Annotated in this window: 25 protein-coding genes; 13 read left to right on the top strand and 12 right to left on the bottom strand. The window is 66.9% G+C overall.

Annotated features, from left to right (window positions below; translation table 11 throughout):
• Positions 1–2 precede the first annotated feature (2 nt).
• The 9 genes from D7T59_RS18270 to D7T59_RS18230 all read right to left on the bottom strand — a co-directional run bounded on the left by D7T59_RS18270 (position 3) and on the right by D7T59_RS18230 (position 12,969).
• Complete coding sequence (locus tag D7T59_RS18270; protein ID WP_180851774.1) at positions 3–3,170, bottom strand: discoidin domain-containing protein; 3,168 nt, start codon at positions 3,168–3,170, stop codon at positions 3–5.
• The gene (locus D7T59_RS18265; protein WP_164135965.1) at positions 3,167–4,003 is read right to left on the bottom strand and encodes a carbohydrate ABC transporter permease; all 837 of its coding nucleotides are present in this window, start codon (positions 4,001–4,003) and stop codon (positions 3,167–3,169) included. Before D7T59_RS18265 ends, D7T59_RS18270 begins: the two co-directional genes overlap by 4 nt.
• The gene (locus tag D7T59_RS18260) at positions 4,000–4,881 is read right to left on the bottom strand and encodes a carbohydrate ABC transporter permease (RefSeq protein ID WP_005410323.1); all 882 of its coding nucleotides are present in this window, start codon (positions 4,879–4,881) and stop codon (positions 4,000–4,002) included. Before D7T59_RS18260 ends, D7T59_RS18265 begins: the two co-directional genes overlap by 4 nt.
• Positions 4,878–6,218, bottom strand: a complete 1,341-nt coding sequence (locus D7T59_RS18255; protein WP_180851776.1) for a sugar ABC transporter substrate-binding protein — start codon at positions 6,216–6,218, stop codon at positions 4,878–4,880. The genes D7T59_RS18260 and D7T59_RS18255 overlap by 4 nt, the downstream gene beginning before the upstream one ends.
• A 4-nt stretch (positions 6,219–6,222) precedes the next feature.
• A complete protein-coding gene (locus D7T59_RS18250; RefSeq protein WP_049430595.1) occupies positions 6,223–7,827 on the bottom strand; it encodes a glucoamylase family protein in 1,605 nt (534 codons plus the stop codon).
• Between the two features lie 250 nt (positions 7,828–8,077).
• Entirely contained in the window at positions 8,078–11,134 is a 3,057-nt protein-coding gene (locus D7T59_RS18245) for a TonB-dependent receptor (protein ID WP_164135963.1), read from the bottom strand.
• A 76-nt stretch (positions 11,135–11,210) separates the two neighbouring features.
• On the bottom strand, positions 11,211–12,248 hold the full coding sequence (locus tag D7T59_RS18240; protein WP_012480808.1) for a LacI family DNA-binding transcriptional regulator: 1,038 nt from the start codon (positions 12,246–12,248) through the stop codon (positions 11,211–11,213).
• Positions 12,249–12,397: 149 nt separating this feature from the next.
• Positions 12,398–12,649, bottom strand: a complete 252-nt coding sequence (locus D7T59_RS18235; protein ID WP_049430589.1) for a BolA family protein — start codon at positions 12,647–12,649, stop codon at positions 12,398–12,400.
• A 20-nt stretch (positions 12,650–12,669) separates the two neighbouring features.
• A complete protein-coding gene (locus D7T59_RS18230; protein ID WP_005410329.1) occupies positions 12,670–12,969 on the bottom strand; it encodes a YciI family protein in 300 nt (99 codons plus the stop codon).
• A gap of 374 nt (positions 12,970–13,343) precedes the next feature.
• On the opposite strand from D7T59_RS18230, the gene D7T59_RS18225 reads away from it, so the two are divergent.
• From D7T59_RS18225 to D7T59_RS18210, 4 genes are all read left to right on the top strand, one after another.
• Entirely contained in the window at positions 13,344–14,249 is a 906-nt protein-coding gene (locus tag D7T59_RS18225; RefSeq protein WP_180851778.1) for a segregation and condensation protein A, read from the top strand.
• 13 nt (positions 14,250–14,262) lie between these two features.
• Positions 14,263–15,138, top strand: coding sequence for an SMC-Scp complex subunit ScpB (scpB, locus tag D7T59_RS18220; RefSeq protein WP_164135961.1), 876 nt, complete (start codon positions 14,263–14,265; stop codon positions 15,136–15,138).
• The gene (locus D7T59_RS18215) at positions 15,131–16,768 is read left to right on the top strand and encodes a pseudouridine synthase (protein WP_180851780.1); all 1,638 of its coding nucleotides are present in this window, start codon (positions 15,131–15,133) and stop codon (positions 16,766–16,768) included. Before scpB ends, D7T59_RS18215 begins: the two co-directional genes overlap by 8 nt.
• Before the next feature lie 136 nt (positions 16,769–16,904).
• A complete protein-coding gene (locus D7T59_RS18210; protein ID WP_258013022.1) occupies positions 16,905–17,222 on the top strand; it encodes a protein L in 318 nt (105 codons plus the stop codon).
• Between the two features lie 76 nt (positions 17,223–17,298).
• Here the strand turns inward: D7T59_RS18210 and D7T59_RS18205 are convergent, their stop codons facing one another.
• The 3 genes from D7T59_RS18205 to D7T59_RS18195 form a co-directional block, all read right to left on the bottom strand.
• On the bottom strand, positions 17,299–17,733 hold the full coding sequence (locus D7T59_RS18205) for a hypothetical protein (protein ID WP_180851782.1): 435 nt from the start codon (positions 17,731–17,733) through the stop codon (positions 17,299–17,301).
• Positions 17,734–17,836: 103 nt separating this feature from the next.
• Complete coding sequence (locus D7T59_RS18200; RefSeq protein WP_180851784.1) at positions 17,837–18,643, bottom strand: amidohydrolase; 807 nt, start codon at positions 18,641–18,643, stop codon at positions 17,837–17,839.
• 14 nt (positions 18,644–18,657) lie between these two features.
• Entirely contained in the window at positions 18,658–19,806 is a 1,149-nt protein-coding gene (locus D7T59_RS18195) for a pyridoxal phosphate-dependent aminotransferase (RefSeq protein WP_164135957.1), read from the bottom strand.
• Between the two features lie 11 nt (positions 19,807–19,817).
• Between D7T59_RS18195 and ccmA the strand changes: the two genes are divergently transcribed.
• The 9 genes from ccmA to D7T59_RS18150 are packed head-to-tail and all read left to right on the top strand — an operon-like array spanning position 19,818 to position 26,759.
• Positions 19,818–20,624, top strand: coding sequence for a heme ABC exporter ATP-binding protein CcmA (ccmA, locus tag D7T59_RS18190; RefSeq protein WP_407073426.1), 807 nt, complete (start codon positions 19,818–19,820; stop codon positions 20,622–20,624).
• Positions 20,621–21,316, top strand: a complete 696-nt coding sequence (ccmB, locus tag D7T59_RS18185) for a heme exporter protein CcmB (protein WP_006456616.1) — start codon at positions 20,621–20,623, stop codon at positions 21,314–21,316. The genes ccmA and ccmB overlap by 4 nt, the downstream gene beginning before the upstream one ends.
• A 43-nt stretch (positions 21,317–21,359) precedes the next feature.
• Positions 21,360–22,130 (top strand): heme ABC transporter permease CcmC, encoded by a 771-nt coding sequence (gene ccmC / locus D7T59_RS18180; RefSeq protein ID WP_087923100.1) that lies wholly within the window; start codon positions 21,360–21,362, stop codon positions 22,128–22,130.
• The gene (gene ccmD, locus D7T59_RS18175; protein WP_180851786.1) at positions 22,127–22,315 is read left to right on the top strand and encodes a heme exporter protein CcmD; all 189 of its coding nucleotides are present in this window, start codon (positions 22,127–22,129) and stop codon (positions 22,313–22,315) included. Before ccmC ends, ccmD begins: the two co-directional genes overlap by 4 nt.
• Entirely contained in the window at positions 22,312–22,773 is a 462-nt protein-coding gene (ccmE, locus tag D7T59_RS18170; RefSeq protein ID WP_180851788.1) for a cytochrome c maturation protein CcmE, read from the top strand. The genes ccmD and ccmE overlap by 4 nt, the downstream gene beginning before the upstream one ends.
• Positions 22,774–24,693, top strand: coding sequence for a heme lyase CcmF/NrfE family subunit (locus tag D7T59_RS18165; RefSeq protein ID WP_180851790.1), 1,920 nt, complete (start codon positions 22,774–22,776; stop codon positions 24,691–24,693).
• Between the two features lie 8 nt (positions 24,694–24,701).
• Positions 24,702–25,319 carry a DsbE family thiol:disulfide interchange protein gene (locus D7T59_RS18160; RefSeq protein ID WP_180851792.1) on the top strand — a complete coding sequence of 206 codons (618 nt, stop codon included), beginning with the start codon at positions 24,702–24,704 and terminating at the stop codon, positions 25,317–25,319.
• 4 nt (positions 25,320–25,323) lie between these two features.
• The gene (locus tag D7T59_RS18155; protein WP_180851794.1) at positions 25,324–25,773 is read left to right on the top strand and encodes a cytochrome c-type biogenesis protein; all 450 of its coding nucleotides are present in this window, start codon (positions 25,324–25,326) and stop codon (positions 25,771–25,773) included.
• Positions 25,767–26,759, top strand: coding sequence for a tetratricopeptide repeat protein (locus D7T59_RS18150; protein WP_180851796.1), 993 nt, complete (start codon positions 25,767–25,769; stop codon positions 26,757–26,759). Before D7T59_RS18155 ends, D7T59_RS18150 begins: the two co-directional genes overlap by 7 nt.
• Positions 26,760–26,822: the final 63 nt, after the last annotated feature.

Here is a 26,822-nt window from a genome sequence, read left to right as displayed (position 1 = left end):
CGTTACTGCCCCTTGCGCTCGGCGCGGCGCACCGCGCTCGGTACATCGATCTCGACCCGCGCCGGCAGCTGGTGCACGTGCAGTTCCTTGTTGATCCATTCGGCCGCTTCGCCGTTGATGGTCGCCTCGCCCGGATCACCGGCGTACGGCCACGGCAACACCACGCCGCCGACCGGTGGCAGCAGGCCCGGCTGCACCTCCAGTACCAGCTGCTTGTCGCTGCGCTGCAGGCGGTAGTTGAGCTGGCCCTGCGGCGTGCGCAGGCCCTGGACGGCGATTCCCTCGCCCTGCAGCCACGCGGTCGGCACGCCAGCGGCCAGCACCAGCGCATCATCCATATCGCGGTTGTAAGCGAACATGTCCAGCGCCGAACGCACGAAATCCGAGGCCACCCACGCATGCGGCAGGTCACCGACGAAGAACGGCTTGCGTGGTGTGCGCGAGACCACTTCGGCCCACTGGTTCCAGGCCTGCGGCGCACGGTCCTTGAAGAAGAATTCGGTGGCCTGCCAGGCGCGGTCGCGCCAGCCCAGGCGCACGAACGCCGCCACGTTGCGCCACTCGTACGGGGTGTAGTCCTTCCACTCCCGCTTGCCATCGCGACGGGCCACGAACTCCTTCCAGTAGCGCTCGAAGGTCGCCTCCAGCGCCTGCTGCGGCAGTCGGCCCTGCTCGCCACCCGGCGCCAGCGCGATGGTGGTCGAGGTCGCATCGAAATCGCCCAGCTCGGCCGAGCCCGGCAGGTAGTCGATGTTGTGCTGCTGCATCGCCGACAGCAGCGAGGCCTGCAGGTCATCACGGAACTGGTCACGCGATTCGGCGATCTGCATCGCCTCGACCTTGCCCAGCTGGGTCGCCAGCAGCGCCGCGTCCTTGTAGCCGCGCAACGCCCAGAAGTTGTCCCAGTACGAATGCATCGGCTTGGCCGAATAGCCTTCGTGGCTGATCGAAGCCGGCATCATCCCATAGAACGCCGGGTTGCGCGCGCGGTTCTCCTCGGTGCGCTCGCTGGCGCGCAGCTGCTCCATGTAGCTGTAAGCACCCTGCACGTGCGGCCACATCAGCTCGGTGAAGGTGCTGTCGCCGGTATAGCGCCCGTACTCGGCGATGCTGTAGATCAGCTCACCGTGGCTGTCGTTCTCCGGCACCGGGTCACTGCCGCGCGCGTCGACGCAGCACGGCACCTTGCCGTTCTCGAACTGGTACGGCGCATACCAGTTGATGTAGTCACGCACCGCATCGCTGCGCCCCATGCGCAGCAGGCCCTCGGAAATCATCGCGCCATCGCGGATCCAGCTGCGGGCATAGGAACGCGTGCCGGGCTGCAGGCGCGGCCCGACACGCGAGATCAGCATGTGCGCGACTGCCGTGCGCAGGGTGTCGACCAGTGGCTGGCCCGCAGCGGGCACCTGCAGCGAGACCACGCCCAGCTTCTGCCGCCACTGCTCGGCTACCTGCGCCTGCGCCTTGGCCACGTCCAGCGCCTTCGGGGCCCAGCCACCGGTCTGCGGCAGCACCACCGCCACCTCGCGGCTCTGGCCGGGCTCGAGCTTGACCGTATAGATCAACGCGCCCGACGCCATGCCGGTGCTGTCCTTCACCGCGGTGGCCGCCGGGTACTTGCCGTCCGCCAGATGCATCGCATCGAGCTTGCCATCGAACGTGCTGGCAAAGCGCGCATCCGGCACCTGCAGCGGGTAGATGCGCGGCTCACCATTGACCCGCACCAGCTGCTCGCCGACATCCAGCGCATCGATGCGGCTGAAGCCACCGACGGTGTTGAGGAACTGCGTGGGCGGATTGACCTGCCACGGGCGGATCGCCAGCGCCAGGGTGTACTCGTGCGCGACCTTGTCCGGATTGCTCAGCCGGTAGCGGCCGATCAACTGCGCACGCTCAGGTGTGCCCTGCACGAAGCTGGTCACCGCCAGGCCGACCTTCTCATGCACCCAGTCGACATTGGCGATCGGCAGGTAGTGATCCTGCAGCGACTGGGCGATGGCCACCTTGGACCAGTCCAGCAGTTTGCCGTCCAGGCGGATGAATGGCTCGATGCTGAAGCTGCCCTTGGCCGGTTCCAGCGCGCCATCTTCGCTGATCAGCGCCTGTTCCTGGCCGCCATCGAGGCCGAGCAGGGTCCAGTAGGGCTGTTCGCCCACATAGGCACGCGGCAACGAGCCACGCGGCAGATCGGCGGCCACCGAGGACAGGAAAGCATTGGGCGTGGCGGCGAACGCCAGCGGCTTGAGCGCGATGTCACGGATGCCGTAGCGCCAGTTCGGGCCATCCTGCAGATCGAAGCGCACGTAGCGTGCATCGGTGTCCGGCAGCGCCAGCCAGTCACGACCACCGCCACCACTGGTGACTTCACGCACGGTGCGCCAGTCACGGCCATCCTCGGAAGTGCGCACGGTGTAGCGGCGCGCCTCCAGGTTCGGCAGCCAGTCGATCACCGCACCGCCGATCTCGCGGCTCTTGTGCAGGTCCAGGCTGATGGTCTGCTGCTTGACCCCGCCGCTGATCCAGAACGTATCGCTCTTGCCATCGATCATGCGGTCCTGCAGCGCGGTGGCGGTATCGGCGATCACCGACGGCACCAGCGCCGAATCATCCTGCGGCGGCAGGCCCTGCAGGGTCAGCTTGTCGAAGCACACCGTGCCACGGCCGCCGACCTTGCTGTAGATGGTGAACTCGACGGCGGCGCTGCGCGCCATCTCCTTCTCGGGCGATGGCCCCCATGCCTTGTCGATCTGCCGACGCCGGTACTCGACCGGCGTCCATGCCTTGGGGAAGCTGTAGCCGGGCCGGTTGACCCACCAGACATTGTCGCCGCTGGCATCGATCAGCTTGAACTGCAGGTCGTTGCCCGGCGAATCACCGCGCAGCTGGAAGCCGAAGCGGTAATTGACCGGGTACTCGATGTTCAGCGCGCGACGGATGCCAACGTAGCCGGAGACATCGTGGAAATCGTAGTCCAGGCACAGCGCGCGGCCACCGCCGGCTCCGCTGACCGGGCGCAGCGAACCGCTGACCTGGTCGGACAGCACCAGCTTCCAGGCCGCGATGTCGTCGAAGTCGTCCAGCACCTTCGGTGCCGGCAGCGCCGGAGGTGCGGCGATCGCCAGGGAGGTCCACAACAGGCCCAGTCCAACGGCGATCGCTCGCTTCATCCCTTGACGCTCCCCAGCAACAGACCTTGGATGTAGTACCGCTGCAGCACCAGGAACAGCGCCAACACCGGAACCACGGTGACCACCGCGCCAGCCATCATCATTTCCACGTCCATGATGTGCTCGCGCGAGAGGGTGGCCAGCGCCACCGGCAAAGTGTAGTGCTCCTGGTCGGTCAACACGATCAACGGCCACATGAAATCGTTCCATGCGCCCATGAAGGTGAAGATCGCCAGGGTCACCAGCACCGGCTTGAGCATCGGCAGCACGATCTGGAAGAAGATGCGCAGCTCCCCTGCCCCGTCGATGCGCGCCGCTTCCAGCAGTTCGTCCGGAATCGATCGTGCGTACTGGCGCACCAGGAAGATGCCGAACACGCTGGCCAGCGCCGGCACGATCACGCCGCCGAAACTGTTGACCAGGCCCAGCTGCTTCATCAGCAGGAACAGCGGCAGCATCGCCACCTGCGCCGGAATCACCAGCGCCGCCATCAGCACCTGGAACAGGCGCTCGCGGCCGACGAAGTTGAGCTTGGCGAAGGCGTAGCCGGCCATGGTGTTGAGCAGCAGCGAACCGACCGTGATGCCCAGCGACACCAGCAGGCTGTTGGCGAAGTTGCCGCCCATGCCGGTGCGCGCGAACAGCTCATGGTAGTTGTGCGTGGTGACGCTGGAAGGCAGCAGCGGCGGCGGGAAATGGCTGGCCTCGCCCTGCGGCATGAACGAGACCGAGACCATCCACAGCAGCGGCGCCAGGCTGACCAGGGCCAGCACCAGCAACGCACCATTGATCAACCACGGGTACCAGCGCGACTGGCCGATTTCACGACTCATACCAACTGCCTCTTGCGGCCGAAACGCAGCATCACGGTGGTCACCGCCAGGATGATCAGGAACAGCAGGAACGCCACAGCCGAGGCGCGTCCCAGGTTCCACCACTTGAAGCCTTCCTCGAACATGAAATACAGCACGCTGACGGTGCTCTGCAGTGGGTCGCCGCGGGTCATCACGTACGGTTCGGCGAACAGCTGGAAGTAGCCGGACACGGTGATCACCCCGACCACCAGCAGCACCGGGCCGAGCATCGGCAGGGTGATGTGCAGGAACTGCTTCCAGCGCGAAGCGCCGTCGATGCGCGCGGCCTCGTACAGGTCATGCGGGATCGCCTGCAGGCCGGCCAGGAAGATCACCATGTTGTAGCCGAAGTTCTTCCATACCGCGAACAGCATGATGGTCGGCATCGCCCAGTTGGGATCACCCAGCCAGTCGATCGGGCTGATGCCCAGATGGCCCAGCCCGTAGTTCACCAGGCCGTAGCTGGTATGGAACAGGTAGCGCCAGATCACCGCCACCGCCACCAGGGTGGTCACCACCGGCGCGAACAGCGCGGTGCGGAACAACGCCTTGAAGCGTGCGGCCGGCGCATTGAGCAGCATCGCCGCACCCAGCGACACGCCGATCGACAACGGCACGCCGATCAACACGAAGTACGTGGTATTCCACAGCGACTTCCAGAACATCGGCGTCTGCAGCAGGTCGATGTAGTTGCCCAGCCCGACGAAGCGCAGGTTGCTGCTGTCGGCCAGCGCATACAGGTCGAAGTCGGTCACGCTCAGCGCCAGCGCCGAGGCCACCGGCAGGCCGAAGAACACGCCCAGCACGATCAGCGAGGGGCCGGCGAAGATCCAGCCGGCAAGCGAAGTACGTTTCATTGCGCGCTCCCGGCGGCGACGGCACTGCTTGACCGCGGCGACGACACGCGCTGCTGCAGGCGTTGTTGTTCATGCATCCAGCGGCGCTTGGCCAGTACCTTGTCCACGCGCTGGTCGAGTTCTTCGACGGCCTTGTCCTGCGGCAGGCCACCCCGCACCACCTTCTCGGTGACGATGCGCATTTCCTGCACGATGCGCTCCCATTCGAGCACCTTCGGCGTCGGCTTGACCCGCTCCAGCTGGTCACGGAACGCGGCGGCCAGCGGATCGTTGGCCAGCGACGGCGCGCTCCAGGTGCTGCGGCGTGGCGGCAGGTCGCCGATGATCGAATGGAAACGTGCCTGGATCTGCGGGCGCGACAGGAACTCGATCAGCTTCCACGACGCCTCCTTCTGCTGCGACTTGCGGAAGATCACCAGGCTGGTACCTCCGGCGATGCCGGCGCCCGGGCCGTCCGGTCCCGGCAGCGCGGCCGTGCCCCACTGCCCTTCCAGCTCCTTGGGCTGCAGCTTCTTGAACTCGCGGATGTTCCAGGGGCCGGAGATGTAGAACACATTGAAGCCACGGAAGAACTCGTCCCAGACATTGGAGATCTGCGTCTCGGACATCTTCGGCGCCCAGCCCTGCTCGAACATGTTGGCGTAGAAGGCCAGCGTGCGCCGGAAGCCCGGGCTGGCGAAGTTGCCGCGGGTATCATCGTCGCGCAGCAGCGGGTCGGGCTGCTGCAGCGCCAGCGACAGCTGCTGCTCGAACTCGTTGATCGGCATCAGCACCGCATAGCGGTTCGGGCCCTGCATGCGCTTGATCGCCGCCATCTGCTCGTCCCACTCCTGCCACGTGCGCGGCGGGTGGTCGTAACCGGCCTTGGCCAGCAGGTCCTTGCGGTAGTAGATCAGGCGCGTATCGACGTACCACGGCACGCCGACCAGCTCGCCGTGGATCACGTTGGTATCCCAGATGCCCTGGAAATAATCCTTCTCATCAACCACGGCCGAACGATCGACGAACGGCTGCAACGGGGTCAGCGCATCGAGCTCGGCGAACTCCGGCACCCAGGTGTTGCCGAGCTGGCAGACATCCGGCAGGCCATCGGCGGCGAACGCGGTCAGCAGCTTCTCGTGCGCAGCGGTCCACGGAATGTTCTGCACATCCACCTTGATGCCGGGGTTCTCGGCTTCGAACTCATGGATCAGTTCGCTGACCACCTCGGCTTCGCGGCCCATCGCCCAGAAGCGCACGGTGGTGGTGCCCGGTTCGGTACGGGCGCAGCCGGCCACGGCCAGCGCGGCCAGGGCGGGCAGCGCCCAGCGACGCAGGCGGTCGATCCAGTTCGGCATCGGGTTACTTGCCCTGGCCTGTGGTGCGGTTGGCATTGTTCTTCTGTTCCTGCGCGGCAGCCGCGCGTGATTCGGCGATACCCACCGCGCGTGCCGCCGCGGCCTTTTCGTCTTTCTGCAGTTCCAGCGGCTGGAACGAACCTTCCGGTGCCAGCCAGCCACCACTGAACCCGGCCCGCTCCAGCCCCTTGCGGATGTACGGGTTCTTCTTCATCACTTCCCAGACGAAGTCGTTGCGGTAGTTGGCGATCATGGTCAGGATCGGCCCCTGGTCGATGGCGATGTAATCGCTGGCGACCCAGCCGCGATCCGGTACCACGCGGCCGGTCTTGATCGGGATGTCGTAGTTGAAGCTGGGATTGAACGAATCCAGGAAACCGTAGCTGGAATAGATGTAATCGCCGTAGCGCTTGTGCATCTCCAGCGTGGCCGGGATCACCTGTTCCGGTGCGAACACCACCGACGCGATCGCGGCGGTCGGAGCGATGGTGCCGTCATCGAAGTTCTCGCGCAGGCCAGCGCCGCGCGAAGAGTAATGGCGGAACTGGCGCTGCTCGCCACGGTACTCCTGCGTGGTGTTCTGCGGGCCATCGCTGGCGGTCAGGCCCCAGACGTTCTCGCCGTAATCCTTCCACTGCATCGGGTTGGCGATGGCGTATTCGCGCTGGGCCAGCGCGGCCGAGCGGCTGTTGAGGAAGTAGGTGCTGCCGCGCTCGCGCATGTACGCGTCCTGGATGTCGCGGAAGTCGATCCAGACGTGGCTGTACTGGTGGCCGAACAGCGGGCCGAAGGACAGGTATTCCTGGCCCTGGTAGACACCCCAGTCGTTGTCATAGGTACGCGTCCAGACCGTCCACGCGTCCGGGCTGACCGGGTGCGTCGGCGAACCCAGGGCGAGGATGTAGACCATCATCGCCTCGTTGTAGCCCATCCAGTCATGGTCGATGAAGCCACTCTCGGGGAACCAGCCCATCGAGATCAGCGGCGCACGCTGCTGCAGCCAGGGCCAGTCGACCTTCTTGTACAGGGTGTCGGCGATCTGGCGGATCTCCTTCTCGCGCGGATCGTCGCCGTCGTAGTACGACTGCGCGAACAGCACGCCCATCATCAGCAGCGCCGTATCCACCGAGGACAGTTCGACCCAGCTGTCGTAGCGACGGCCTTCCTGCATGTCCAGGAAGTGGTAGTAGAAGCCCTTGTAACCGGCCTTGCCGGTGCGCTGCGGGCCCATCGGCACGTCGCGGAAGAATTTCAGGGTGGTCAGGGTGCGGTCGATCGCCTGGTTGCGGCTGACCCAGCCGTTCTCGATGCCGATCGGATACGCAGTCAGCGCGAAGCCGACCGAGGCGATGCTCGCGAACGGCCGCGACGGGTAGCGGTCCGGGGTCAGGCCGTTGATCTCGTTGGTGGTGTCCCAGAAGAACTGGAAGGTGCGGCGCTCGATGTCATCGAACAGCGGCGGCAGCTCCGGCTTCATCGGCCGTGGCGGTGCGTCGGCCTCGATCAGGATCACCGGCGGCCGCGGCTTGGCAGGTTCCTGCTGGGCCGGCTGGCAGGCGGCCACGGCCAGGCTCAACGCTGCGGCGGACAACAGATGGCGTGCCTGCATGGCGCGATTCCTCCGGTGGTCTGATCGATGGGAAAGCATAACGTCCAATGATCTGAAATCGTTTACAAGGTGCGTTCTTAAAAAACCACGAAAATCGTGGCCTGACACCGCGATCATTGCCCACGCCGCTGCCCCCTGGCCGGCAGCGGCGTGGGCAATGGACCGGCACGAAGCCGGCCATTGCCATGCATCCATTCAGCCGATGCCGCCGGCGGACCGGCGGCATCGGGTCGTGCATCTACACCCGGGCTTAGAAGCGGAAGCCCACTTCGGCCTTGATCTGACGCGGAGTACCGATGATTTCGCCGGTCTCGTTGTAGCTGGCCTGCAGCTTGCCGTTGGTCTTGACGTAGTTGTAGGTGGAGAAGTTGTCGAAGTTGAACACGTTGATGATGTCGATACGTGCGTACAGCTCGGTATCGCCCGGCATCTTGAACGTCTTCGTCGCCTGCAGGTCGACCGAACGGTAGCCGAAGATCTTGCCACCCACCAGGAACTTGCCGGTGGCGTTGGGCACGGCCGCCTGCGGCGTCGGCAGGGTGTAGCCGCTGGCCTGCATCACCGGGTACCAGTCGTTGACCGCGGTCGGGGTTGCCAGGGTGATCTTGCCGCCGAAGGTGATGCCCCAGAAGCCCGCATACGAACCGGTCACCACCAGGCGGTGGCGCGGCGCGCCGTTGGAGCGGATGGTCGGATAGTCGCCGATCAGACCGCGGTCAAACGCGTACTTCTCGTTGATGTCGCGGTTGTGGCGGGCGGTGGTCCAGGTGTAGGCGATGGAGGTACCCCAGCCGCTTTCCTTGGTGAAGGGCTTCTGCGCCGACAGCAGCACCTGGGTGGCACGGGTCTTGATGCCCTGCTGGCCGATGATCAGGCTGCCGAAGCCCGGCACGTTGCAGCTCCACGCCTGGCTCAGGCCCGGGTCGGTGCCACCGCACAGGCGCGGGTCATCGAAGAACTGGCCGGTCGGGTAACGGTTGCCCAGGGTGAAGGCGAAGCCGTCGTAGCTCAGGGTGCGAGCGATGGTGGCATCGGTCAGCCACTCGCCGATCCGGTTGCTCATGCCCAGGCTGAACTGATCCGAGTACGGCGCCTTGAGCTTGTTGTTCAGCAGGTCCACTTCCAGACCGGCATTGCTGGTCGCGCCGACCAGTGACTGCAGGTTGCCGATGCCGTTGAGCAGGTTCGGGTTCCAGTCATAGCAGGCGGCCTGGCCGTTGATGCAGGTGCCGGTGGCCGGGTTGCGGAAGTAGATGGTCGGCTGCGGCAGGGCCAGCTTGGTGGTTTCCAGCTGCAGGTTGTCGAACAGGTCGCGGTCGTAGGAACGGCCGGCACCACCGTGGATCACGTGCTGCTCGTCGGCGTTGATGTCATACGAGAAGCCCAGGCGCGGCTGCCAGGCATCCTTGAACGCCTTGCGGTTGTGACCGTTGCTGATGTAGTCGCTGATGTCCAGGCCACCCAGTGCCAGCGAATCGGCGTAGGTCTGCCCGGCAGGCGCACGCGGATCCTGCGAATAGATGGCGTCGACCACCTGCTGCGGGGTTACGAAGTTCAGGTAGGTCGGGGTCTTTTCGTAGTCCCAGCGCAGGCCGATGTTCAGCTGCAGGTGGTCGTTGACCTGCCAGTCGTCCTGGATGAACACGCCGTACTGCTTGGACTTCGAACGCACTTCACCGGACACGCCCGACACGCCGGTCACCGGCTTGACGAACTGCGCCTTGTACGGAATCGAATCCGGGAAGTCCGGATCGCCCAGGGAATAGGTGAAGGTCGGGTTGATCTGCGCTGCATCGGACGCGTACAGGTCGATCTGCTTGTACTTCACGCCCATCTTGATGGTGTGGTCGCCGGCCCACTGGATGCCATCCAGGGTCAGGTTGTCTTCGATCGACCAGCCCTTCTGGCCCTTCACCTGCGAATCCAGTGCCGATGCACCACCGATCTTCACCACGGTGCGGTCTTCAGGACCGTCCGGCGCGGTGTAGGTGATGCCGTTGGCCAGAGTCAGCGGGGTCGGGTTGTTGAACGAATCCTCGTGGGTGACCATCAATTCGTTGTAGTAACGCTCACCGCTGTGGTTCCAGCGCAGGGCGTAGCGACGGTCGGTATTGACCACTTCGCGCCCGGCCTGCGGCGAGGTCTGGCCACTGAACTGCGACTGGGTTTCGTCGCGGTCCTGGAAGGTCAGCTCGATGCGATCATTGTCGGTCGGCTCGAAGTCGATCTTGGCGAAGATCAGGTCCTGCTGGAACGGCTGGCTGGCCGGGCCAAGACCGGCGGCGCCGGCTGCCGGCAGCAGACCGGCAGCCGCGGTGACCGCGCCATCCGGCGCGATGGTCACCGGCAGGTCGAAGCGCTTGGCTTCGTAGGTCACGAAGAAGTGGGCCTTGTCCTGGATGATCGGGCCACCCAGGGCGAAGCCGTATTCCTTCTCGGCCGAGACCATTTTGTCCTTGCCGCCCTGGCGCTCGGCCGGGGTCTTGGCGCGCATGTCCTCGTCGGTGTAGCGGTAGAACGCCTCACCCTTGAATTCATTGGTACCGGACTTGGTGGCCGCGGTCACTGCGGCGCTCGACACCTGGCCGTACTCGGCCTTGTAGTTGCCGCTGATGACCTTGTATTCGCCGATGGCCAGCTGCGGGAACGGGTTGCCGGCACTGCCGGACTGGCCAGCCACGCCGCCACCCTTCACGTAGCTCTTCTGGCCCACGCCGTCGATGTAGACGTTGGTGCCGTCGGCATTGGTGGCGCCGCCGCGCAGCGAGGTGTTGCCCTTGGCGTCACGGGTGAAGATCAGGCCCGGCACCGCGTCGGCGAACTCCAGGAAGTTGCGCGAGACCTGCGGCGTGGTCTGGATCTGCTGCAGGCTGACGGTCTTGCCGACTTCAGAGGTACGCACTTCCTGCAGCAGGGTCGGCGCGACGACGTTGACGGTGTCCAGGTTGGTGGCTGCGGTCGAACCCGGGGTGCTGCTGGCAGCACCGGCAAAGTTCAGGGTGGCGGTCGAGGCCACGGTAACGGTGACCTTCTGGGTCTGGCCGTTGGCGACCACATCGTAGGTGCCCGGGTCCAGGCCCATCAGCGAGTAGCTGCCATCGGCGCGCACGGTGCCGCGACGGACGGTGCCGGTGGCCACGTTGGTGGCGGTCACTTCGGCGCCGGCCTGGGCGCCGGAAACCTGGCCGCGCAGGCTGGCGTTGGCCGACTGCGCCATGACGTTCGGAGCAGCGGCCAGCATCAGGCAGCTGACCAGTGCGGTGCTCAGCAGCCGGCGCGCCGGCGTGCGGAAGGTGGTATGCATCATCAACTCAATCTCCGGGTGGCGGTGACCGCTCGCGCGGTCCCTGCGATCAATCAAAAAAGAAGGAACGCCTCTGGCTTCAACGGCCCGATGGCGGAGTGGTGGAATCGCGAACTATCAAGCGGGGAACCAGGGTCTGCTTGTCCCCTGTCCCGTCCGTGGAGGTGCCGTCCATCAACTGCATCAGGCGCGTCATGGCCCGATCGCCGAGCTCGGCGATGCTGACCTGCATGGTGGTCAGCGACGGGTGGACGAAACGCGCCAGTGGAATGTCATCGAAACCCGCCAGGGCGACATCGGACGGCACATGGACCCCTGCCTGCGTGAAGGCGTACAGGCAACCCAGGGCCATCATGTCGTTGGCGGCGAACACGGCATCGGGCAGCGCTCCGGCTGCCAGCAACTCCTGACCGGCGCGATGGCCGGAAGCTTCGTCGAAATCACCGGGCAGCTCGATGCCTTCGGCGTCACTGCCGAAAGCCGCCAGCGCGTCACGGAAGCCGCGCAGGCGCTCGCGCGCGTCGAAGTTGAGGTCCGGGCCAGAAATGAAAGCGATACGGCGGTGGCCGGCGTCGAGCAGATGGCGGGTCATCGCCATCGCACCGGCATGGTCATCGATGCTCAGCACCGGGTGGTCCTGCCCGGGCAGATAGGTGTTGATCAACACCGTCGGCAGCGACTGCGGCAGGTTGTCGGTCAGGAAGCCGGGGCTCTCGGCATAGGGCGAAAGCACCAGCAGGCCGTCGACGCGGCCGCGCATGGCACGCAGGGCAGCGCCCTGCTGTTCCTGGTCACCGTGGTAGCTGGACACCAGCAGGTGCTGGCGGCGGTTGCGGGCGACGTTGTCGATGCCGCGCATCAGCTCGGAGAAGAATTCGCCGTACAGGTCAGGCAGTACCACGCCCACCGTATTGGTGCGGCGGCTGCTCAGGCTGCGGGCGGCGGCGTGCGGGGTGTAACGCAGCCGTGCGGCCACCTCCAGCACAAGCTGGCGGACCGGTTCGGCGACATTTTCATGCCCGTTGAGCGCGCGGGAAACCGTGGCCACGGAGACCCGGGCTTCGCGTGCGACGTCTTTGATTGTGATAGCTGCCTTGTTCACGAAGCCGCCCTCCACGGCTTGGACCTACCAGCATTGGCGCGGAATGTAAGCGTTTCCATCTGGGCTTGTAAACAGTCCGTTAGGCGAATGTCCTGAAATGGACATGGAAATCTGTCTGCGGCGAGCCCCCGCAGGGACCCGCCAGGACAGCGTGGGACAAGGGCTCAGCCCTGTTCTGACGGGGTCAATGCGCGAATGGACAGCGCGTGGATGTCGGTCTCCATCATCGCCCCCAGCGCGGCGTACACCGCGCGATGCCGGGCCAGCGGGCCCAGCCCGGCGAAGCGTTCGCTGACGATATGCAGGTTGAAGTGACCGCGGCCATCGCGCGCACCGGCGTGGCCGGCATGCCGATGGCTGTCGTCTTCGATTTCCAGCACGCTGGGGGCCAGCGCCTGCTGCAGTGCATCACGCATCCGCTCGATCCGCTCCGCGTTCACGGCAGGACCTTGCGGAACGGACGCACCTGCACATGGGTGTAGACGCCCGCGGCTACGTAAGGGTCGGCATCGGCCCAGGCCTGGGCCTGCACGAGCGACTCGAACTGCGCGATCACCACCGAACCACTGAAACCGGCCGGGCCCGGGTCCTCACTGTCCACTGCCGGGCACGGGCCGGCCAGCAGCAGGCGGCCTTCGTCGCGCAGCGCGTGCAGGCGCGCCAGGTGTTCCGGCCGCGCCTGCAGCCGCTGCGCCAGGACATCCTGGCCGTCATAGCCTTCAATCACATACCACACGGCATTTCCTCGCTTGCGTTGTCGGGTGCGCAGATTCTAGCCAATGCGCCCCCCGCCCCGGCCCGGCTGGACACTGGCGCGACAAAGGCTTACCCTAGACTCCATTGCACGTGGCTGGATGCAGCAGCCCGTCGGTTTTTGCGGCCAACGCAGCCCCCGACGACCGTCCCGCTGCTTCAAACCGGTCCACCTGGCCGGGCCACGTAGACGACCTCCCCGTAGTTCCGTCGCTGCCGTTTCCTGCGGCGCGTCCTGCTGTTTTACCTGTGTGGAATCGCGCCGATCCCGGCGTGTCTGGTGCCTTGGGGCTCCGTGGCGTTGGCCCGGCGAACCCGGTGCCGCGACTGGTCCGTTGCAATCCTGATGTCCATTAGATGACTTCCGAACTCGCGCTCGACGCGAACCCGCCAACCCGGCCGCCCGCCCCCCAGCAGCAGGAAATGCCGCTGGCCGTGGTGCATGGGCAACCGGTCCTGCAGATTCCGCAGGACCTGTACATTCCGCCGGATGCGCTGGAAGTCATCCTGGATGCCTTCGAAGGCCCGCTGGACCTGCTGCTGTACCTGATCCGCCGCCAGAACCTGGACGTACTGGACATTCCCGTGGCCGAGATCACCCGGCAGTACGTGGAATACATCACCGTGATGCGCGAACTGCGCTTCGAGCTGGCCGCCGAGTACCTGGTGATGGCGGCGATCCTGGCCGAGGTGAAGTCACGGATGCTGCTGCCGCGCCCGGTCAGCGAGGAAGGCGACGAGGCCGACCCGCGCGCCGAGCTGGTGCGCCGGCTGCAGGAGTACGAACGATTCAAGCAGGCCGCCGAGGACATCGACGCCCTGCCCCGCCAGGACCGCGATACCAGCCTGGCACACGCCTTCATGCCCGAACGCGCCACGGTGAAGCTGCCGCCGCCGGTGGACCTGAAGGAAATGCTGCTGGCCCTGCACGACGTGCTCAAGCGCGCCGAGCTGTTCAGCGGCCACGCCATCAAGCGTGAGGCACTGAGCGTGCGACAACGCATGGGCGAAGTGCTGGGCCGCCTGGAAGACGGCAGGTTCTATCGTTTTGAAGGGCTGTTCACGGCTGAAGAAGGCAAGCTGGGCGTGCTGGTCACGTTCCTGGCGGTGCTGGAACTGGCCAAGGAACAGTTGCTGGACATCGTCCAGGAAGAACCGCTGGCGCCGATCTACGTGAAGTCGCTGGCGGCCGGCAACACCAATGCCCCGCTGCAGTTCAGCAGCGAGTTCGACGACAACGACGCCGCCAACGAGAACGAGTGAGCGCTGACTGCCGATGGACCAGACGCTGATCAACCGCATTGTCGAGGGTGCCCTGCTGGCCTCCAGCCAGCCGCTCACCCTGGCCCAGCTGAAAGACCTGTTCCCGGAAGAAGAGCCGGCACCGCCGGGCAGCATCGAACGTGCGCTGGAACGCCTGCGCGAAGCCTGCGAAGGCCGTGGCGTGGAACTGGTCGAGGTCGCCTCCGGCTTCCGCTACCAGGTCACCGGCGAAGTGCATGGCTGGATCAGCCGGCTGTGGACAGAACGCAAGACCCGCTACACCCGTGCCACCCTGGAAACCCTGGCGCTGATCGCCTACCGGCAGCCGATCACCCGCGGCGAGATCGAGCAGGTGCGCGGCGTGGCGGTAAGCAGCAACATCATCCAGGCGCTGGAAGAACGCGAATGGATCCGCGTGGTCGGCCACCGCGACGTGCCCGGCAAGCCTGCCCTGTTCGGCACCACCAAGGGCTTCCTGGACTACTTCGGCCTGAAGCGCCTGGACGAGCTGCCGCCGCTGTCGGAGCTGAAGGACCTGGGCGAGCTGGAACCGCAGCTGGCCCTGGACCGTGACGCACCGGCCGCCGCCAGTGCCGACGGTCCGGACATTTCGGCTGGCGCCGATGGCGCTGCCGCGAACGATGACGCCGGCCTGGCCGGCAGCGATACCCCCGATTCCGCCGATGCAGCGTCTGCGCCGGCTTCCGATGAGCAAGCACCTTCGCCCCTCGATGATGGGCACCCCGATTCCGCGCCGGGCGAGCGCGCGGTGACCCTGAACGAACGCGAAGACAACGCCGTCGCGATGACGACCGTGGCTGTTGACCAAGCCGATTCCGAACCAGAGGCCGACCTCGAAACCGTCGGCCGGAGCAAAACTGATGAGTGACACCCCCCGTAACAAGCTCTCGCTCAAGCGTGAAGCCACCTCCGAACAGTTCAAGCTGGAAGAGCGCCTGCACAAGGTGCTGGCCCAGGCCGGCCTGGGTTCGCGCCGCGCGCTGGAACAGCGCATTGCCGAAGGCCTGGTCAAGGTCAACGGTGAAGTCGCGCAGACCGGCATGTCGGTCAAGAGCGGCGACAAGATCGAGCTGGATGGCCGCGGCTTCGTCGCCACCGCACTGGCCGAACCGTCGCGCGTGCTGGTCTACAACAAGCCGGAAGGCGAAGTGACCACCCGCGAAGACCCCGAAGGCCGCCCGACCGTGTTCGAATCGCTGCCGCCGCTGAAGGGCGCGCGCTGGATCGCGATCGGCCGCCTGGACATCAACACCACCGGCCTGCTGCTGGCCACCACCGACGGTGAACTGGCCAACGCCATGATGCACCCGTCGTTCGAGGTCGAGCGCGAGTACGTGGTGCGCGTGCGCGCCCCGGAAGGCGAGGAGAAGGTCTCCGACGCCATCGTCGACCGCCTCGCCCGCGGCGTGGCACTGGAAGACGGCCCGGCCAAGTTCGACGAGATCGAACGCATTGGCGGCACCGACTCGCACGACTGGTTCCGCGTCGTGGTGAAGGAAGGCCGCAACCGCGAAGTGCGCCGCCTGTGGGAGTCGCAGGGCTGCCAGGTCAGCCGCCTGAAGCGCACCCGCTACGGCAAGGTGAGCCTGCCGCGCGAACTGGCCCGCGGCCATTCGGTGGAACTGGGCACCGCCCAGGTCGAAGCCCTGCGTGCGCAGCTGAAGCTGGAAGAAGGCGCGCCGTCGGCACTGACCCTGCAGCCGGTGATCGGCCAGCGTCGTGCCGCCAAGACCACCGTGCGCGTGCGCGAAGGTGGCCGCGGCAATGCCTACGTCAACGGCCATAACACCGCCGACGAAGGCCGCGAGCTGCGTCGCTTCGACAACGTCCGCGAAGACCGCGGCCGTGGTCGCGGTGGCAAGGGCGGCGGTTTCAAGGGTGGCCTGACGGTCAGCGGCGAAGCGGCAGCCAAGCAGTCGCAGAAGCCGTTCAAGCAACGTGCCCAGAAGAACGACCGTTCGCTGCCGGAAGGCAACCCTGCCGCGTTCCGCACCTGGTACGTGCCGGATGGCGTGAGCACCGGCCCGAGCGGCCATCGCAATGCGGGTCCGGGCGCACGTGGCCCCGGTGCCCGTGGTCCGGGCGCAGGCGGCCAGGGCCGTCCGTACGGCAAGCCGAAGGGTCCGGGCGCTGGCGCCGGTGGCGGCCAGGGCCGTGGCGGTTTTGGTGGTGAAGGCCGTGGCGGCGCAGGCGGCCAGGGTCGTCCGGCCGGTGCGGGCAACCGCTCGCAGGGCCAGGGCAACAAGCACCCGTACGGCCATCCGGGCAATGCCCCGAGCTTCCCGTCCGACCACGCCACCCCGGGCTTCAACCCGTATGGCAGCCCGAAGCCGGCACACGGCGCTCGTCCGGGCGGTCGCGGTCCGGGCGGTGGCAACAACCGTGGCCCGGGCGGGAACCGTGGTCCCGGTGGTCCGGGTGGCAACCGTGGCCCGGGCGGCCCCGGCGGCAACCGCGGTCCGGGCGGCCCGCGCCGCAGCGGCCCGCGCGGCGGCTGATCACTGCCCTCGCTGAAATAAAGAACCCCGGCTCCGGCCGGGGTTTTTCTTTGTCTGGTGCAACGATTCGCGGGTAGGTCCACGCCACGCGTGGATGAAGAGCGTGCAATAGGAATTCTTTGAAAGCCTGCAATCAGTGCCGCAGGTCGACGCGGGCAACGCGATGAACGCCTATCGTGAACCCTCATCCCCGTACAAGGAAACGACCATGGCATGGCATACCAGCGGCTCTGTACTGACAGTGGTAAACCCCACCAATACCTGGTGGAACACAGTCTACGGCCCGGGCAACATTGTTCCTGTTTCAGGTATCTACGTCTGCCTCGGCTGCCGACGCGAGATCACGAGCAATCAGAACGACCCCTTCCCGCCCCAGTCGCACCATCAGCACTCCACCCAGCAGGGCAGCATCCGCTGGAAACTCAATGTCCGCACGAACACCGACGGCGCCTGACGTAAAACAGGGGACGGAGGGGATCAAGTCGTTTGTGCCTTTAACGACTTAATCCCCTCCGTCCCCTTTTTTGTGGTCAGCGGCGGCTGATGGTGAAGGCGGTGCCGTCCACGCCCAGGTCCCAGCCCTTTCCGGTGCCGGACAGGGCCAGCGAGACATCGCCCTTGGTCATCACCTGCGCATTGCTGGACTTCACTGCGCCCGCATGCGCGCCAACCGATGCATAAGTGCCCAGCAGCTCGTTGACGCTCACGGCGCCGGTGAAGCTGCCACGCCCGTTGGTGATCTTCGACTTGCCCACGGTCAGGCCACCGCCCTTCATCTGGATGCGCACCGGCATGCTGGCGCCATTGCTGCAGGTGACGGTGCCATTGCCGGATGCCGTCTTGTAGATCAGCGACCAACCGGACAGATTGTAGCGCAGCTCGCAGTCGAGGTTGCCGGCAGCGTGTGCCGCCGGTGCCAACGATGCGGCGGACAGGGCCAGCAGCAGGGCGAAGGACTTGTTCATGGCAGGACTTCCAGTTCGGTCGGGCTGGCCGCGAATCTAGCAGCGCGCGCGTGCACGTTGAATGCAGGCGCGCGCCCTGGTGCGGCAGCGTTCAGGCCGTCGTTCAGGCCTGCTCGTCCAGGTGGAAGGCATCGGCATCAAGCATGGCCGGGAAGCGCGCGCGGTGCGCGGACAGCGCCTCGGCCGAAATGGTGGTGGTGACCACCTGTTCGCGCTCGCGGATCTCCACCTGCGGCTGGCCGAGGAAATCCAGCACCGCGCTGTCGCCGGCGTAATGCAGCTGGTTGCCATCAACACCGACACGGTTCACTGCGGCAACGAAGCACAGGTTCTCGATCGCACGCGCACGCAGCAGGGTCTTCCATGCATAGGCGCGTGCCGACGGCCAGTTGGCGACGAAGATCTGCAGGTCGAAGTCCAGCTGCTGCGGGCGCTCCACGTTGTAGCGGTTGCGGCAGAACACCGGGAAACGCAGGTCGTAGCAGACCTGCGGATTGATCCGCCAGCCTTTCCATTCCACGCTCAGGCGCTCGCGGCCGGCGGCATAGCGTTCGTGTTCACCGCCGTAGCGGAACAGGTGGCGCTTGTCGTAGTACTGCAGGTCGCCGTCCGGCGTGGCGAACAGCAGGCGGTTGTAGACGCCCTCGCCGTCGCGCAGCTGCACGCTGCCGATCACCGCCGCGTCCAGCGCCTTCGCCTGTTCGCGCACCCAGGCCACGGTCGGGCCGTCCATGCCTTCGGCCTGGGCGATGGCGTCGTTGGAGAAGCCACTGGTGAACGTCTCCGGCAGGATCACCAGATCGGTGGCGCCGGCCAGTGGTGCCAGCAGCGCGCCGTAGTAGGCGCGGTTGCCCGCCGGGTCATGCCAGCGGGTGTCGCCCTGGACGAGGGAAATGCGCAGGTCCTGCATGGTCACTGCTCCGCTCACAGCAGGCGCAGGCGTTCGATCGCCGCGTCCATGGTCGCTTCGTTCTTGGCGAAGCACAGGCGCACCAGGCGCTGGCCGGCCGGCGGATTCTCGTAGAACGGCGACAGCGGGATGGCGGTCACGCCCTTCTCGATGGTCAGCCACTTCACGAATTCGTGGTCCGGCAGGTCGCTGATGGCCGAATAGTCGACCAGCTGGAAATAGCCACCGGGGACCGGCAGCGCCTTCAGGCGGGTGCTGGCCAGCTGTTCGCGGAAACGGTCGCGCTTGGCCTGGTAGAACGCGCCCAGCTCCAGATGATGTTCCGGCTCGTCGCGGATCATCGCGGCGAAACCGTACTGTGCCGGGCCGAAGCTGGTGAAGGTGTTGTACTGGTGCACCTTGCGGAACTCGGCGGTCAGCGCCGGCGGCGCGATTGCATAGCCGATCTTCCAGCCGGTGCAGTGGTAGGTCTTGCCGAAGCTGGAGATGACGAACGCGCGCTCGCGCAGTTCCGGGTAGCGCAGCGCCGATTCATGGCGACGGCCGTCATAGATGATGTGCTCATACACTTCATCGGAAATCAGGTAGATCTGCGTGCCGCGCAGCAGTTCGGCCAGCGCCTGCATGTCCTGGGCCGACAGCATCGCACCGGACGGGTTGTGCGGGGTGTTGACGATCAGCATGCGGGTGCGCGGGGTGATCGCTGCGCGCACGCGGTCCCAGTCGACCGCGAAGGTCTGCGGGTCCAGCGAAACGTGCACGGCCCTGGCACCGGCCAGGTCGATCGCCGGTTCGTAGCAGTCGTAGGCCGGGTCGAGCACGATCACTTCCTCGCCGGCACGCACCACGGCGTGGATGGCGTTGAAGATGGCCTCCGTGCCGCCGCTGGTGACGGTGATTTCGCTGTCCGCGTCGACCTGCGCGCCGTAGCAGTCCAGCGCCTTCTGCGCGATGGCCTGGCGCAACGGCGCCACGCCGGTCATCGGCGGGTACTGGTTCAACCCGGCGGCCATCGCCCTGGCGGTCTCGTCGATCAGGCGCTGCGGCGCCGAAAAGTCCGGGAAACCCTGGCCCAGGTTGACCGCGCCGTGTTCGGCGGCGAGCTGGGACATCACGGTGAAGATCGTGGTACCGACCTTGGGCAGCTTGGTGGTGGGTTGCATCGGCCTGGGCTGTGGGGGAACAAGGGATCCGAGTTTACGCAATCCGCGCGACGGTAGTGCCGGCCGCTGGCCGGCAACCTCGGCCCACGCGACGGGCACCCTGGGAAATTGCCGGCCMGCGGCCGGCACTACCACCGGCATTCACCGCTACAATTGCCGCCGCACTCCGGCATGAAGATCCCTGCCCCTTGAACACCCCTGCATTGCTGGCCGCCAGCGGCCTGAGCTTCTCCCGCAATGACGAGCCGGTGTTCGGCCCGCTGGACTTCCATGTGGACGCTGGCGAAGCCCTGCTGGTGCAGGGTGGCAATGGCGCCGGCAAGACCACCCTGCTGCGCGTGCTGGCCGGCCTGGCCCGGCCCGGTGCCGGCCAGGTGCGGATCGACGGCAAGCCGGCCAGCAATGCCGAGCGTGCACGCTACGTGGCCTACCTCAGCCACCTGCCGGCCTTGAAGCCGGACCTGGATACGCTGGAGAACCTGCATTTCCTGTGTGGCCTGCACGGCCGCCGTGCGCGGCAGATGCCGGGCAACGCGCTGGCCATCGTCGGCCTGGCCGGCTACGAGGACACCCTGGTACGCCACCTGTCGGCCGGGCAGAAACGCCGGCTGGCACTGGCGCGCATCTGGCTGTCGCCGGCGCCGCTGTGGCTGCTCGACGAACCCTATGCCAACCTCGACCTGGAGGGCATCACCCTGGTCAACCGGATGATCTCGGCGCACCTGCGCGCCGGCGGCGCGGCACTGGTCACCACCCACGGCGCCTATGCCGCGCCGCCGGTGCGCACCCGCCAGCTCGACCTCGGCGGTGCCGCATGATCGCGCCGGGTACCGAACCGGGCCTGTGGCAGACCGCGGGCGCGCTGCTCAAGCGCGACCTGCGCCTGCTCTGGCGCCGCCGCGGCGATGCGCTGCAGCCGCTGCTGTTCGCGGTGCTGGTGGTGGTGCTGTTCGCATTGGCCCAGGGCCGCGAACCGCAGCTGCTGGCCGCCACCGCCGGCGCGGTGCTGTGGTTGGCGGTGCTGCTGGCCGGCCAGCTGTCGCTGGATTCGCTGTTCCGTTCCGATGCCGAGGACGGCTCGCTGGAACAATGGCTGCTGGCGCCGGTGCCGCTGGCCTGGCTGGTGCTGGTGCGCGTGCTGCTGCACTGGGCCACCACTGCGCTGCCGCTGATCGTGGTCAGCCCGCTGCTGGCCGAAATGCTGCATCTGCCGCATGACCAGCTGCCGATGTTGCTGGCATCGTTGCTGCTGGGAACACCATTGCTGAGCCTGATCGGTGGCGTGGTCGCCGCGCTGACCGTAGGCATCCGGCGCTCTGGTATTCTCGTGGCGTTGCTGTCGTTGCCGCTGTACGTGCCGGTGCTGGTGTTCGGCGCAGGCAGCCTGGCGGCAGCCGGACGCGGACAGGATCCGGTCGGTGCGCTGCTGATGCTGGGCGCCGGCCTGCTGGTCGCACTGGTGCTGGCACCGCTGGCCACTGCTGCTGCAATACGCATTTCTCTGAGTTGACCGAGCTGAGAGCCAATCCACCCCTGCTGGATAGCCGCCACGCATGAATCCGATTGTCCGCTGGTTCCACCAACTCGGTTCGCCCCCCACGTTCGACCGTTTCGCTGCCCGCTGGTCGCGGGTGTTCTACCTCGCGGCGGTGCCGGTGCTGCTGGTCGGCATGTGGCAGGCGCTGCTGGTGGTACCGCCGGAAGCCAAGCAGCTGGACAGCTTCCGCATCCTCTACATCCACGTGCCCAGTGCCTGGATGAGCCTGTTCGTCTTCGCGCTGATGGCGTTGTATGCGGCCATCGCGCTGATCTGGCGGATCAAGGTCTGCGAGATCCTGGCCATGGCCTGCGCGCCGATGGGTGCCGGCTTCACCCTGATCACCCTGTTGACCGGCAGCATCTGGGGCAAGGGCACCTGGGGCACCTGGTGGGACTGGGACCCGCGCATGACCAGCGAGCTGGTGCTGCTGTTCCTGTACCTGGGCGTGATCGGCCTGTACCACGCCATCGAGGACCGCCGCAGCGCCGCGCGCGCGGCCGGCCTGCTGGCCATCGTCGGCGTCAGCCTGCTGCCGGTGATCCGCTATTCCGTGGACTGGTGGGGTGGCCTGCACCAGCGCCAGTCGATCAACGTGTTCGGCGAATCGGCGATCAGCAGCGCGATGATCGCGCCGCTGTGGTGGATGGTGATCGGCACAAAGTTCTGGTTCGCCGGTTCGGTACTGGCCAAGGCCCGCGCCGACAATCTCGACCGCGAGGCCGGCAAGGCCTGGGTTGGCGGGCGCGTCGATGCCGAACGCCCGGCCCGGGAGGCCCAGCCATGACCCACCTGCCCTATGTGATCGGCGCCTACGCCGTGTTCGTGCTGGTGCTCAGCGCCGATGCCATCGGTTCGTGGCTGCGCCTGCGCGTGGCGCGTCGGCAGGCACTGGCCCGGCAGCAACGGCAGCAGACCCGCGCCGGCAGGCAGGACGCAGCGGCGCCGTTGTCGACGGAGCTGGAACGATGACCCCGGTACAGCGTCGCCGTCTGGTGTGGGTGCTGCTGGCCCTGCTCGCCTCCGGCCTGGCCACCGCGCTGGTGGCGATGGCGCTGGAGCGCAACATCGCCTACCTGTACACGCCTTCGGAAGTGCTGCGCGGCGATGTCGATGCGCAGTCGCGCTTCCGCCTCGGCGGCATGGTGGTGAAAGGCTCCTTCAACCGACCGGTCGGCTCGCTGGAGGCACACTTTGAAGTGACCGACGGCGACGCGCAACTGGCAGTAACCACGTCGCGGATCCTGCCGGACATGTTCGCCGAAGGTACCGCGGTGGTCGCCAGTGGCCGCCTGCAGGACGGTGTCTTCGTCGCCGACGAGGTGCTGGCCAAGCACGATGAGAAGTACGTGCCGAAGGAAGTGGCCGACAAGATGGGCGATGCCCATCGCAAGCACGACGTGCCGGTGACGGCTCCCGAGGTGCGCTGAGTGCTGCCCGAACTGGGTCAGATCCTGATGTTGTGTGCGTTGCTGGCCTCGCTGCTGCAGGCCGGCCTGCCGCTGGTCGGCGCGCAGCGCAACAACGCCGCCTGGATGGCGGTGGCACGACCTGCCGCCTTCGCACAGCTGCTGCTGCTCACTGGTGCCTTCGCGGTGCTCACCGCCGCGTTCGTGCAGCAGGACTTCTCGGTGCGCTACGTGGCCGAGAACTCCAATTCGCTGCTGCCGATGATCTACCGCTACTCGGCGGTGTGGGGCGCGCACGAGGGCTCGCTGCTGATGTGGGCGCTGGTGCTGGCGCTGTGGACCGGCGCGGTGGCGCTGTTCTCGCGGCACCTGCCGGCACCGGTGCAGGCGCGCGTGCTGGCGGTGATGGGCATCGTCAGCGTCGGCTTCCTGGCCTTCCTGATCTTCACTTCCAACCCGTTCCTGCGCCTGAACCCGGCGCCGCTGGAAGGCCGCGACCTCAACCCGCTGCTGCAGGATCCGGGCCTGATCATCCATCCGCCGATGCTCTACATCGGTTACGTGGGCTTTGCGGTGCCGTTCGCGTTCGCGGTGGCCGCGCTGCTGGAAGGTCGCGTGGATGCGCGCTGGCTGCGCTGGACGCGGCCCTGGACCAACGTCGCCTGGGGCTTCCTGACCCTGGGCATCGCGCTGGGCAGCTGGTGGGCCTACTACGAGCTGGGCTGGGGTGGCTGGTGGTTCTGGGATCCGGTGGAGAACGCCAGCTTCATGCCCTGGCTGGTCGGTGCAGCGCTGATCCATTCGCAGGCCGTCACTGAAAAGCGCGGCACCTTCGGCAGCTGGACCCTGCTGCTGGCGATCGCCGCCTTCGCGCTGTCGCTGCTGGGCACCTTCCTGGTGCGCTCCGGCGTGTTGACCAGCGTGCATTCGTTCGCTGCCGATCCGTCGCGCGGCCTGTTCATCCTGGTGTTCCTGTCGGTGCTGGTCGGCGGCAGCCTGCTGCTGTACGCGCTGCGTGCCAGCCAGCTGAGCGTGGACGCCGACGATCCGCGCCGTGGCTTCACCGCCACCTCGCGCGAGACCCTGCTGCTGGCCAACAACCTGCTGCTGGCCACCGCCTGCGCGATGGTGCTGCTGGGCACGCTGTACCCGCTGCTGGCCGATGCGCTGTCGCTGGGCAAGATCTCGGTCGGCCCGCCCTACTTCGGCAGCCTGTTCCTGCTGCTGATGGCCCCGATGGTGCTGCTGCTGCCGTTCGGCCCGCTGGTGAAGTGGCAGCGCGACCAACCTTCGCGTGCATTCGCGCTGCTGGCGCCGTGGCTGGGCCTGGCCGTGCTGCTGGGCGCGCTCGCCTGGTGGCAGGCACCGCAGAACGGTTGGAAGGCAGGCCTTGGCGTCGCCGCGGCGGCCTGGGTTGGAATCGGTACCGCACGCTTCGTCTGGCAGCGCCTGCGCGGCAATGGCCGCTTCACCGCCGAAATGTTCGGCATGATCGTCGCCCACGCCGGCATTGCCGTATTCCTGGCTGGCGCGCTGCTGGTGGAAGCCTTGAACGTGCAGCGCGAAGTGGCGCTGGCACCGGGCCAGCAGCTGGTGGTCGGTCGCTACGAAGTGCGCTTCGAAGGCGTGGACCATCGCGAAGGGCCGAATTTCATCGCCGACCGGGGCCATCTGCGGGTGTTCCGCAACGGCCGCGAGCAGGCGCTGCTGCATCCGGAGAAGCGCCAGTACGCCAGCGGCGGCCAGGTGATGACCGAGGCCGGCATCGATGCACGCTTCGACGGTGATGTCTACGTGGCATTGGGCGAGCCGCTGGGCAACAATGCATGGGCGGTACGGGTGCACATCAAGCCGTTCGTGCGCTGGATCTGGCTGGGCGCGCTGCTGATGGCCCTGGGCGGATTCATCACCGCCGCCGACCGTCGTTTCCGTCGTCCGTAGGAGTTCCCATGTCCGAGTCCCCCGCCCCGCGCCCCTCCCGCCCGCTGCCGCCGGTAGCCATCGTGATCGGCGTGCTGTTCTTCTTCGGCCTGCTCGGGCTGATGATCTACGGGGTGATGAAATCGGGAGATCCGCAGCGCGACGTGCTGCCGTCGGCGCTGATCGACAAGCCGGCGCCGGCGTTCGCGCTGCCGGTGCTGCACGACCCGGAAATGATCGTGCACAGCGACGACCTGCGCGGCGCGCCCTACCTGCTGAACGTGTGGGGCAGCTGGTGCGCGGCCTGCCGCGAAGAACACCCGGTGCTGACCCGTTTCGCCGAGAGCAAGCGCGTGCGCGTGATCGGCTACAACTGGAAGGACGACCCCACCGACGCGCTGCACTGGCTGGAACAGCTGGGCAATCCGTTCATGGTGGTGCTCAGCGACGTCGAGGGCCGCACCGCGATCGACTGGGGCGTGACCGCGGCACCGGAGACCTTCCTGGTCGATGGCAGTGGCATCGTGCGCTGGAAGTACAGCGGCGCGATGACCCAGCGCGTGGTCGACGAGAGGCTGATTCCAGCGCTGGAAAAGATCGAAAAGGCCCAGGGCAATGCCGGCAACACCCTGCACACGGCGCCCTGAGCCCATGCGCTGGCTGCTGGCGCTGCTGCTCCTGATGCTGCCGCTGGCCGTGCTGGCCCAGCAGCCGCTGCACGATCCGCAGCCGCTGCAGTTCCGCGATGGCGCCGAGGAACGCCGCTTCCATGACCTGGCCGCGCAGCTGCGCTGCGTGCAGTGCCAGAACCAGTCGCTGGCCGATTCCAACGCGCAGATCGCGCAGGACCTGCGTCGCGAGGTGCTGCAGCTGATGCAGCAGGGCCACGACGATGCACAGATCAAGCAGTTCCTGGTCGCCCGCTACGGCGAGTTCGTGCTCTACCAGCCACCGCTGCAACCGGGCACCTGGCTGTTGTGGGGGGGCCCGCTTCTGGTATTGGGTGCGGGCGCACTGGCGGTGCTGGGCATCGTCCGCCGTCGTGGACGCACGATCGGCGCCGCGCCGGCCGGCAAGACCGATGAGGGAGATGGATGGTGAGCCACTGGCTGCCGATGCTGGCCGGCCTGGTCGCTGCACTGGTGGCGGCGCTGGTGCTGTGGCCGTTGCGCCACCACGGTCGCCGTGGTTTCGCGGTGGGCGTGGTTGCGCTCGGCGTGGCCGGCGCCTGTCTTTACCTGCTGGTCGGTGATCCACGCGCTGCGCAGGTGCAGCCACCGCCGTCGGTGGCCACCCTGCGTGATGGCGTGCAGGCCCTGCAGGATGCGTTGAAGCGTGACCCACAGCGGGCCGATGGCTGGACCCTGCTGGGTCGTTCGCAGGCCGAACTGGGCAATGCCTCAGCTGCGGCGGACGCGTTCGCGCGTGCCGCAGCATTGGCACCGGATGATCCGGGCGCACTGGTGGAAGCCGCACAGGCACGTGCGCAGGCCGACGCCGGCAAACAATTCGATGACACCGCAATGGCATGGTTGCAGCAGGCGCGCACGTTGGCACCCGATGCAGAGCGCGCAAGCTGGCTGCTCGGCATCGCCCTGCGCCAGCGCGGCCGGAATTCCGAAGCCGCCGACGTCTGGAGCAGCCTGCTGCCACGACTGGAGCCGGGCGCCGCGCAGGCACTGCAGGCGCAGATCGCCATCGCCCGTGAAGCTGCAGGCCAGACGCCAGCAGGTACAACCCCTGCAGCGGCGCCTGCACTGCTGCAGGTACGCGTGCAGCTGCCTGCAATGAAGGCGAACGAGTGGCCGGCCAGCACCCAGGTGTTCGTGCTGGCCCGTGCCGTCGGCGGCCCGCCGATGCCGGTGGCCGCGCGCAAGCTGCCGCTGGCCGGTTTCCCGGCCACGGTCGGGCTGGGCGACGGTGACAGTCCGATGCCAACCGCACCGCTGTCGGCACATCGCGAAGTGGAAGTGCTGGCACGCATCTCGCGTACCGGTAGCGCCAACCGCAGCGAGGGCGACCTGCAGAGCGTGCCGGTGAAGGTGAGCCTGCCGCATGACGGCGTGCTGGAGCTGCGGTTCCCGTGACGCTCCGCAGGTAGTGCCGGCCGCTGGCCGGCAGCCACGCGGGCGCATCACGGTTCATGGGGT

Source organism: Stenotrophomonas maltophilia (assembly GCF_013464915.1).
GTDB lineage: Bacteria > Pseudomonadota > Gammaproteobacteria > Xanthomonadales > Xanthomonadaceae > Stenotrophomonas > Stenotrophomonas maltophilia_AT.
This window is presented reverse-complemented; position numbering and strand designations above follow the sequence as displayed.

Bases quoted from the DNA above. Each gene is read 5' to 3' on its own strand.
- D7T59_RS18270 (WP_180851774.1), bottom strand. From the start codon at position 3,170: ATGAAGCGAGCGATCGCCGTTGGACTGGGCCTGTTGTGGACCTCCCTG.
- D7T59_RS18265 (WP_164135965.1), bottom strand. From the start codon at position 4,003: ATGAGTCGTGAAATCGGCCAGTCGCGCTGGTACCCGTGGTTGATCAAT.
- D7T59_RS18260 (WP_005410323.1), bottom strand. From the start codon at position 4,881: ATGAAACGTACTTCGCTTGCCGGCTGGATCTTCGCCGGCCCCTCGCTG.
- D7T59_RS18255 (WP_180851776.1), bottom strand. From the start codon at position 6,218: ATGCCGAACTGGATCGACCGCCTGCGTCGCTGGGCGCTGCCCGCCCTG.
- D7T59_RS18250 (WP_049430595.1), bottom strand. From the start codon at position 7,827: ATGCAGGCACGCCATCTGTTGTCCGCCGCAGCGTTGAGCCTGGCCGTG.
- D7T59_RS18245 (WP_164135963.1), bottom strand. From the start codon at position 11,134: ATGATGCATACCACCTTCCGCACGCCGGCGCGCCGGCTGCTGAGCACC.
- D7T59_RS18235 (WP_049430589.1), bottom strand. From the start codon at position 12,649: ATGCGTGATGCACTGCAGCAGGCGCTGGCCCCCAGCGTGCTGGAAATC.
- D7T59_RS18225 (WP_180851778.1), top strand. From the start codon at position 13,344: ATGACTTCCGAACTCGCGCTCGACGCGAACCCGCCAACCCGGCCGCCC.
- scpB (WP_164135961.1), top strand. From the start codon at position 14,263: ATGGACCAGACGCTGATCAACCGCATTGTCGAGGGTGCCCTGCTGGCC.
- D7T59_RS18215 (WP_180851780.1), top strand. From the start codon at position 15,131: ATGAGTGACACCCCCCGTAACAAGCTCTCGCTCAAGCGTGAAGCCACC.
- D7T59_RS18205 (WP_180851782.1), bottom strand. From the start codon at position 17,733: ATGAACAAGTCCTTCGCCCTGCTGCTGGCCCTGTCCGCCGCATCGTTG.
- D7T59_RS18200 (WP_180851784.1), bottom strand. From the start codon at position 18,643: ATGCAGGACCTGCGCATTTCCCTCGTCCAGGGCGACACCCGCTGGCAT.
- D7T59_RS18195 (WP_164135957.1), bottom strand. From the start codon at position 19,806: ATGCAACCCACCACCAAGCTGCCCAAGGTCGGTACCACGATCTTCACC.
- ccmB (WP_006456616.1), top strand. From the start codon at position 20,621: ATGATCGCGCCGGGTACCGAACCGGGCCTGTGGCAGACCGCGGGCGCG.
- ccmC (WP_087923100.1), top strand. From the start codon at position 21,360: ATGAATCCGATTGTCCGCTGGTTCCACCAACTCGGTTCGCCCCCCACG.
- ccmD (WP_180851786.1), top strand. From the start codon at position 22,127: ATGACCCACCTGCCCTATGTGATCGGCGCCTACGCCGTGTTCGTGCTG.
- ccmE (WP_180851788.1), top strand. From the start codon at position 22,312: ATGACCCCGGTACAGCGTCGCCGTCTGGTGTGGGTGCTGCTGGCCCTG.
- D7T59_RS18160 (WP_180851792.1), top strand. From the start codon at position 24,702: ATGTCCGAGTCCCCCGCCCCGCGCCCCTCCCGCCCGCTGCCGCCGGTA.
- D7T59_RS18155 (WP_180851794.1), top strand. From the start codon at position 25,324: ATGCGCTGGCTGCTGGCGCTGCTGCTCCTGATGCTGCCGCTGGCCGTG.
- D7T59_RS18150 (WP_180851796.1), top strand. From the start codon at position 25,767: ATGGTGAGCCACTGGCTGCCGATGCTGGCCGGCCTGGTCGCTGCACTG.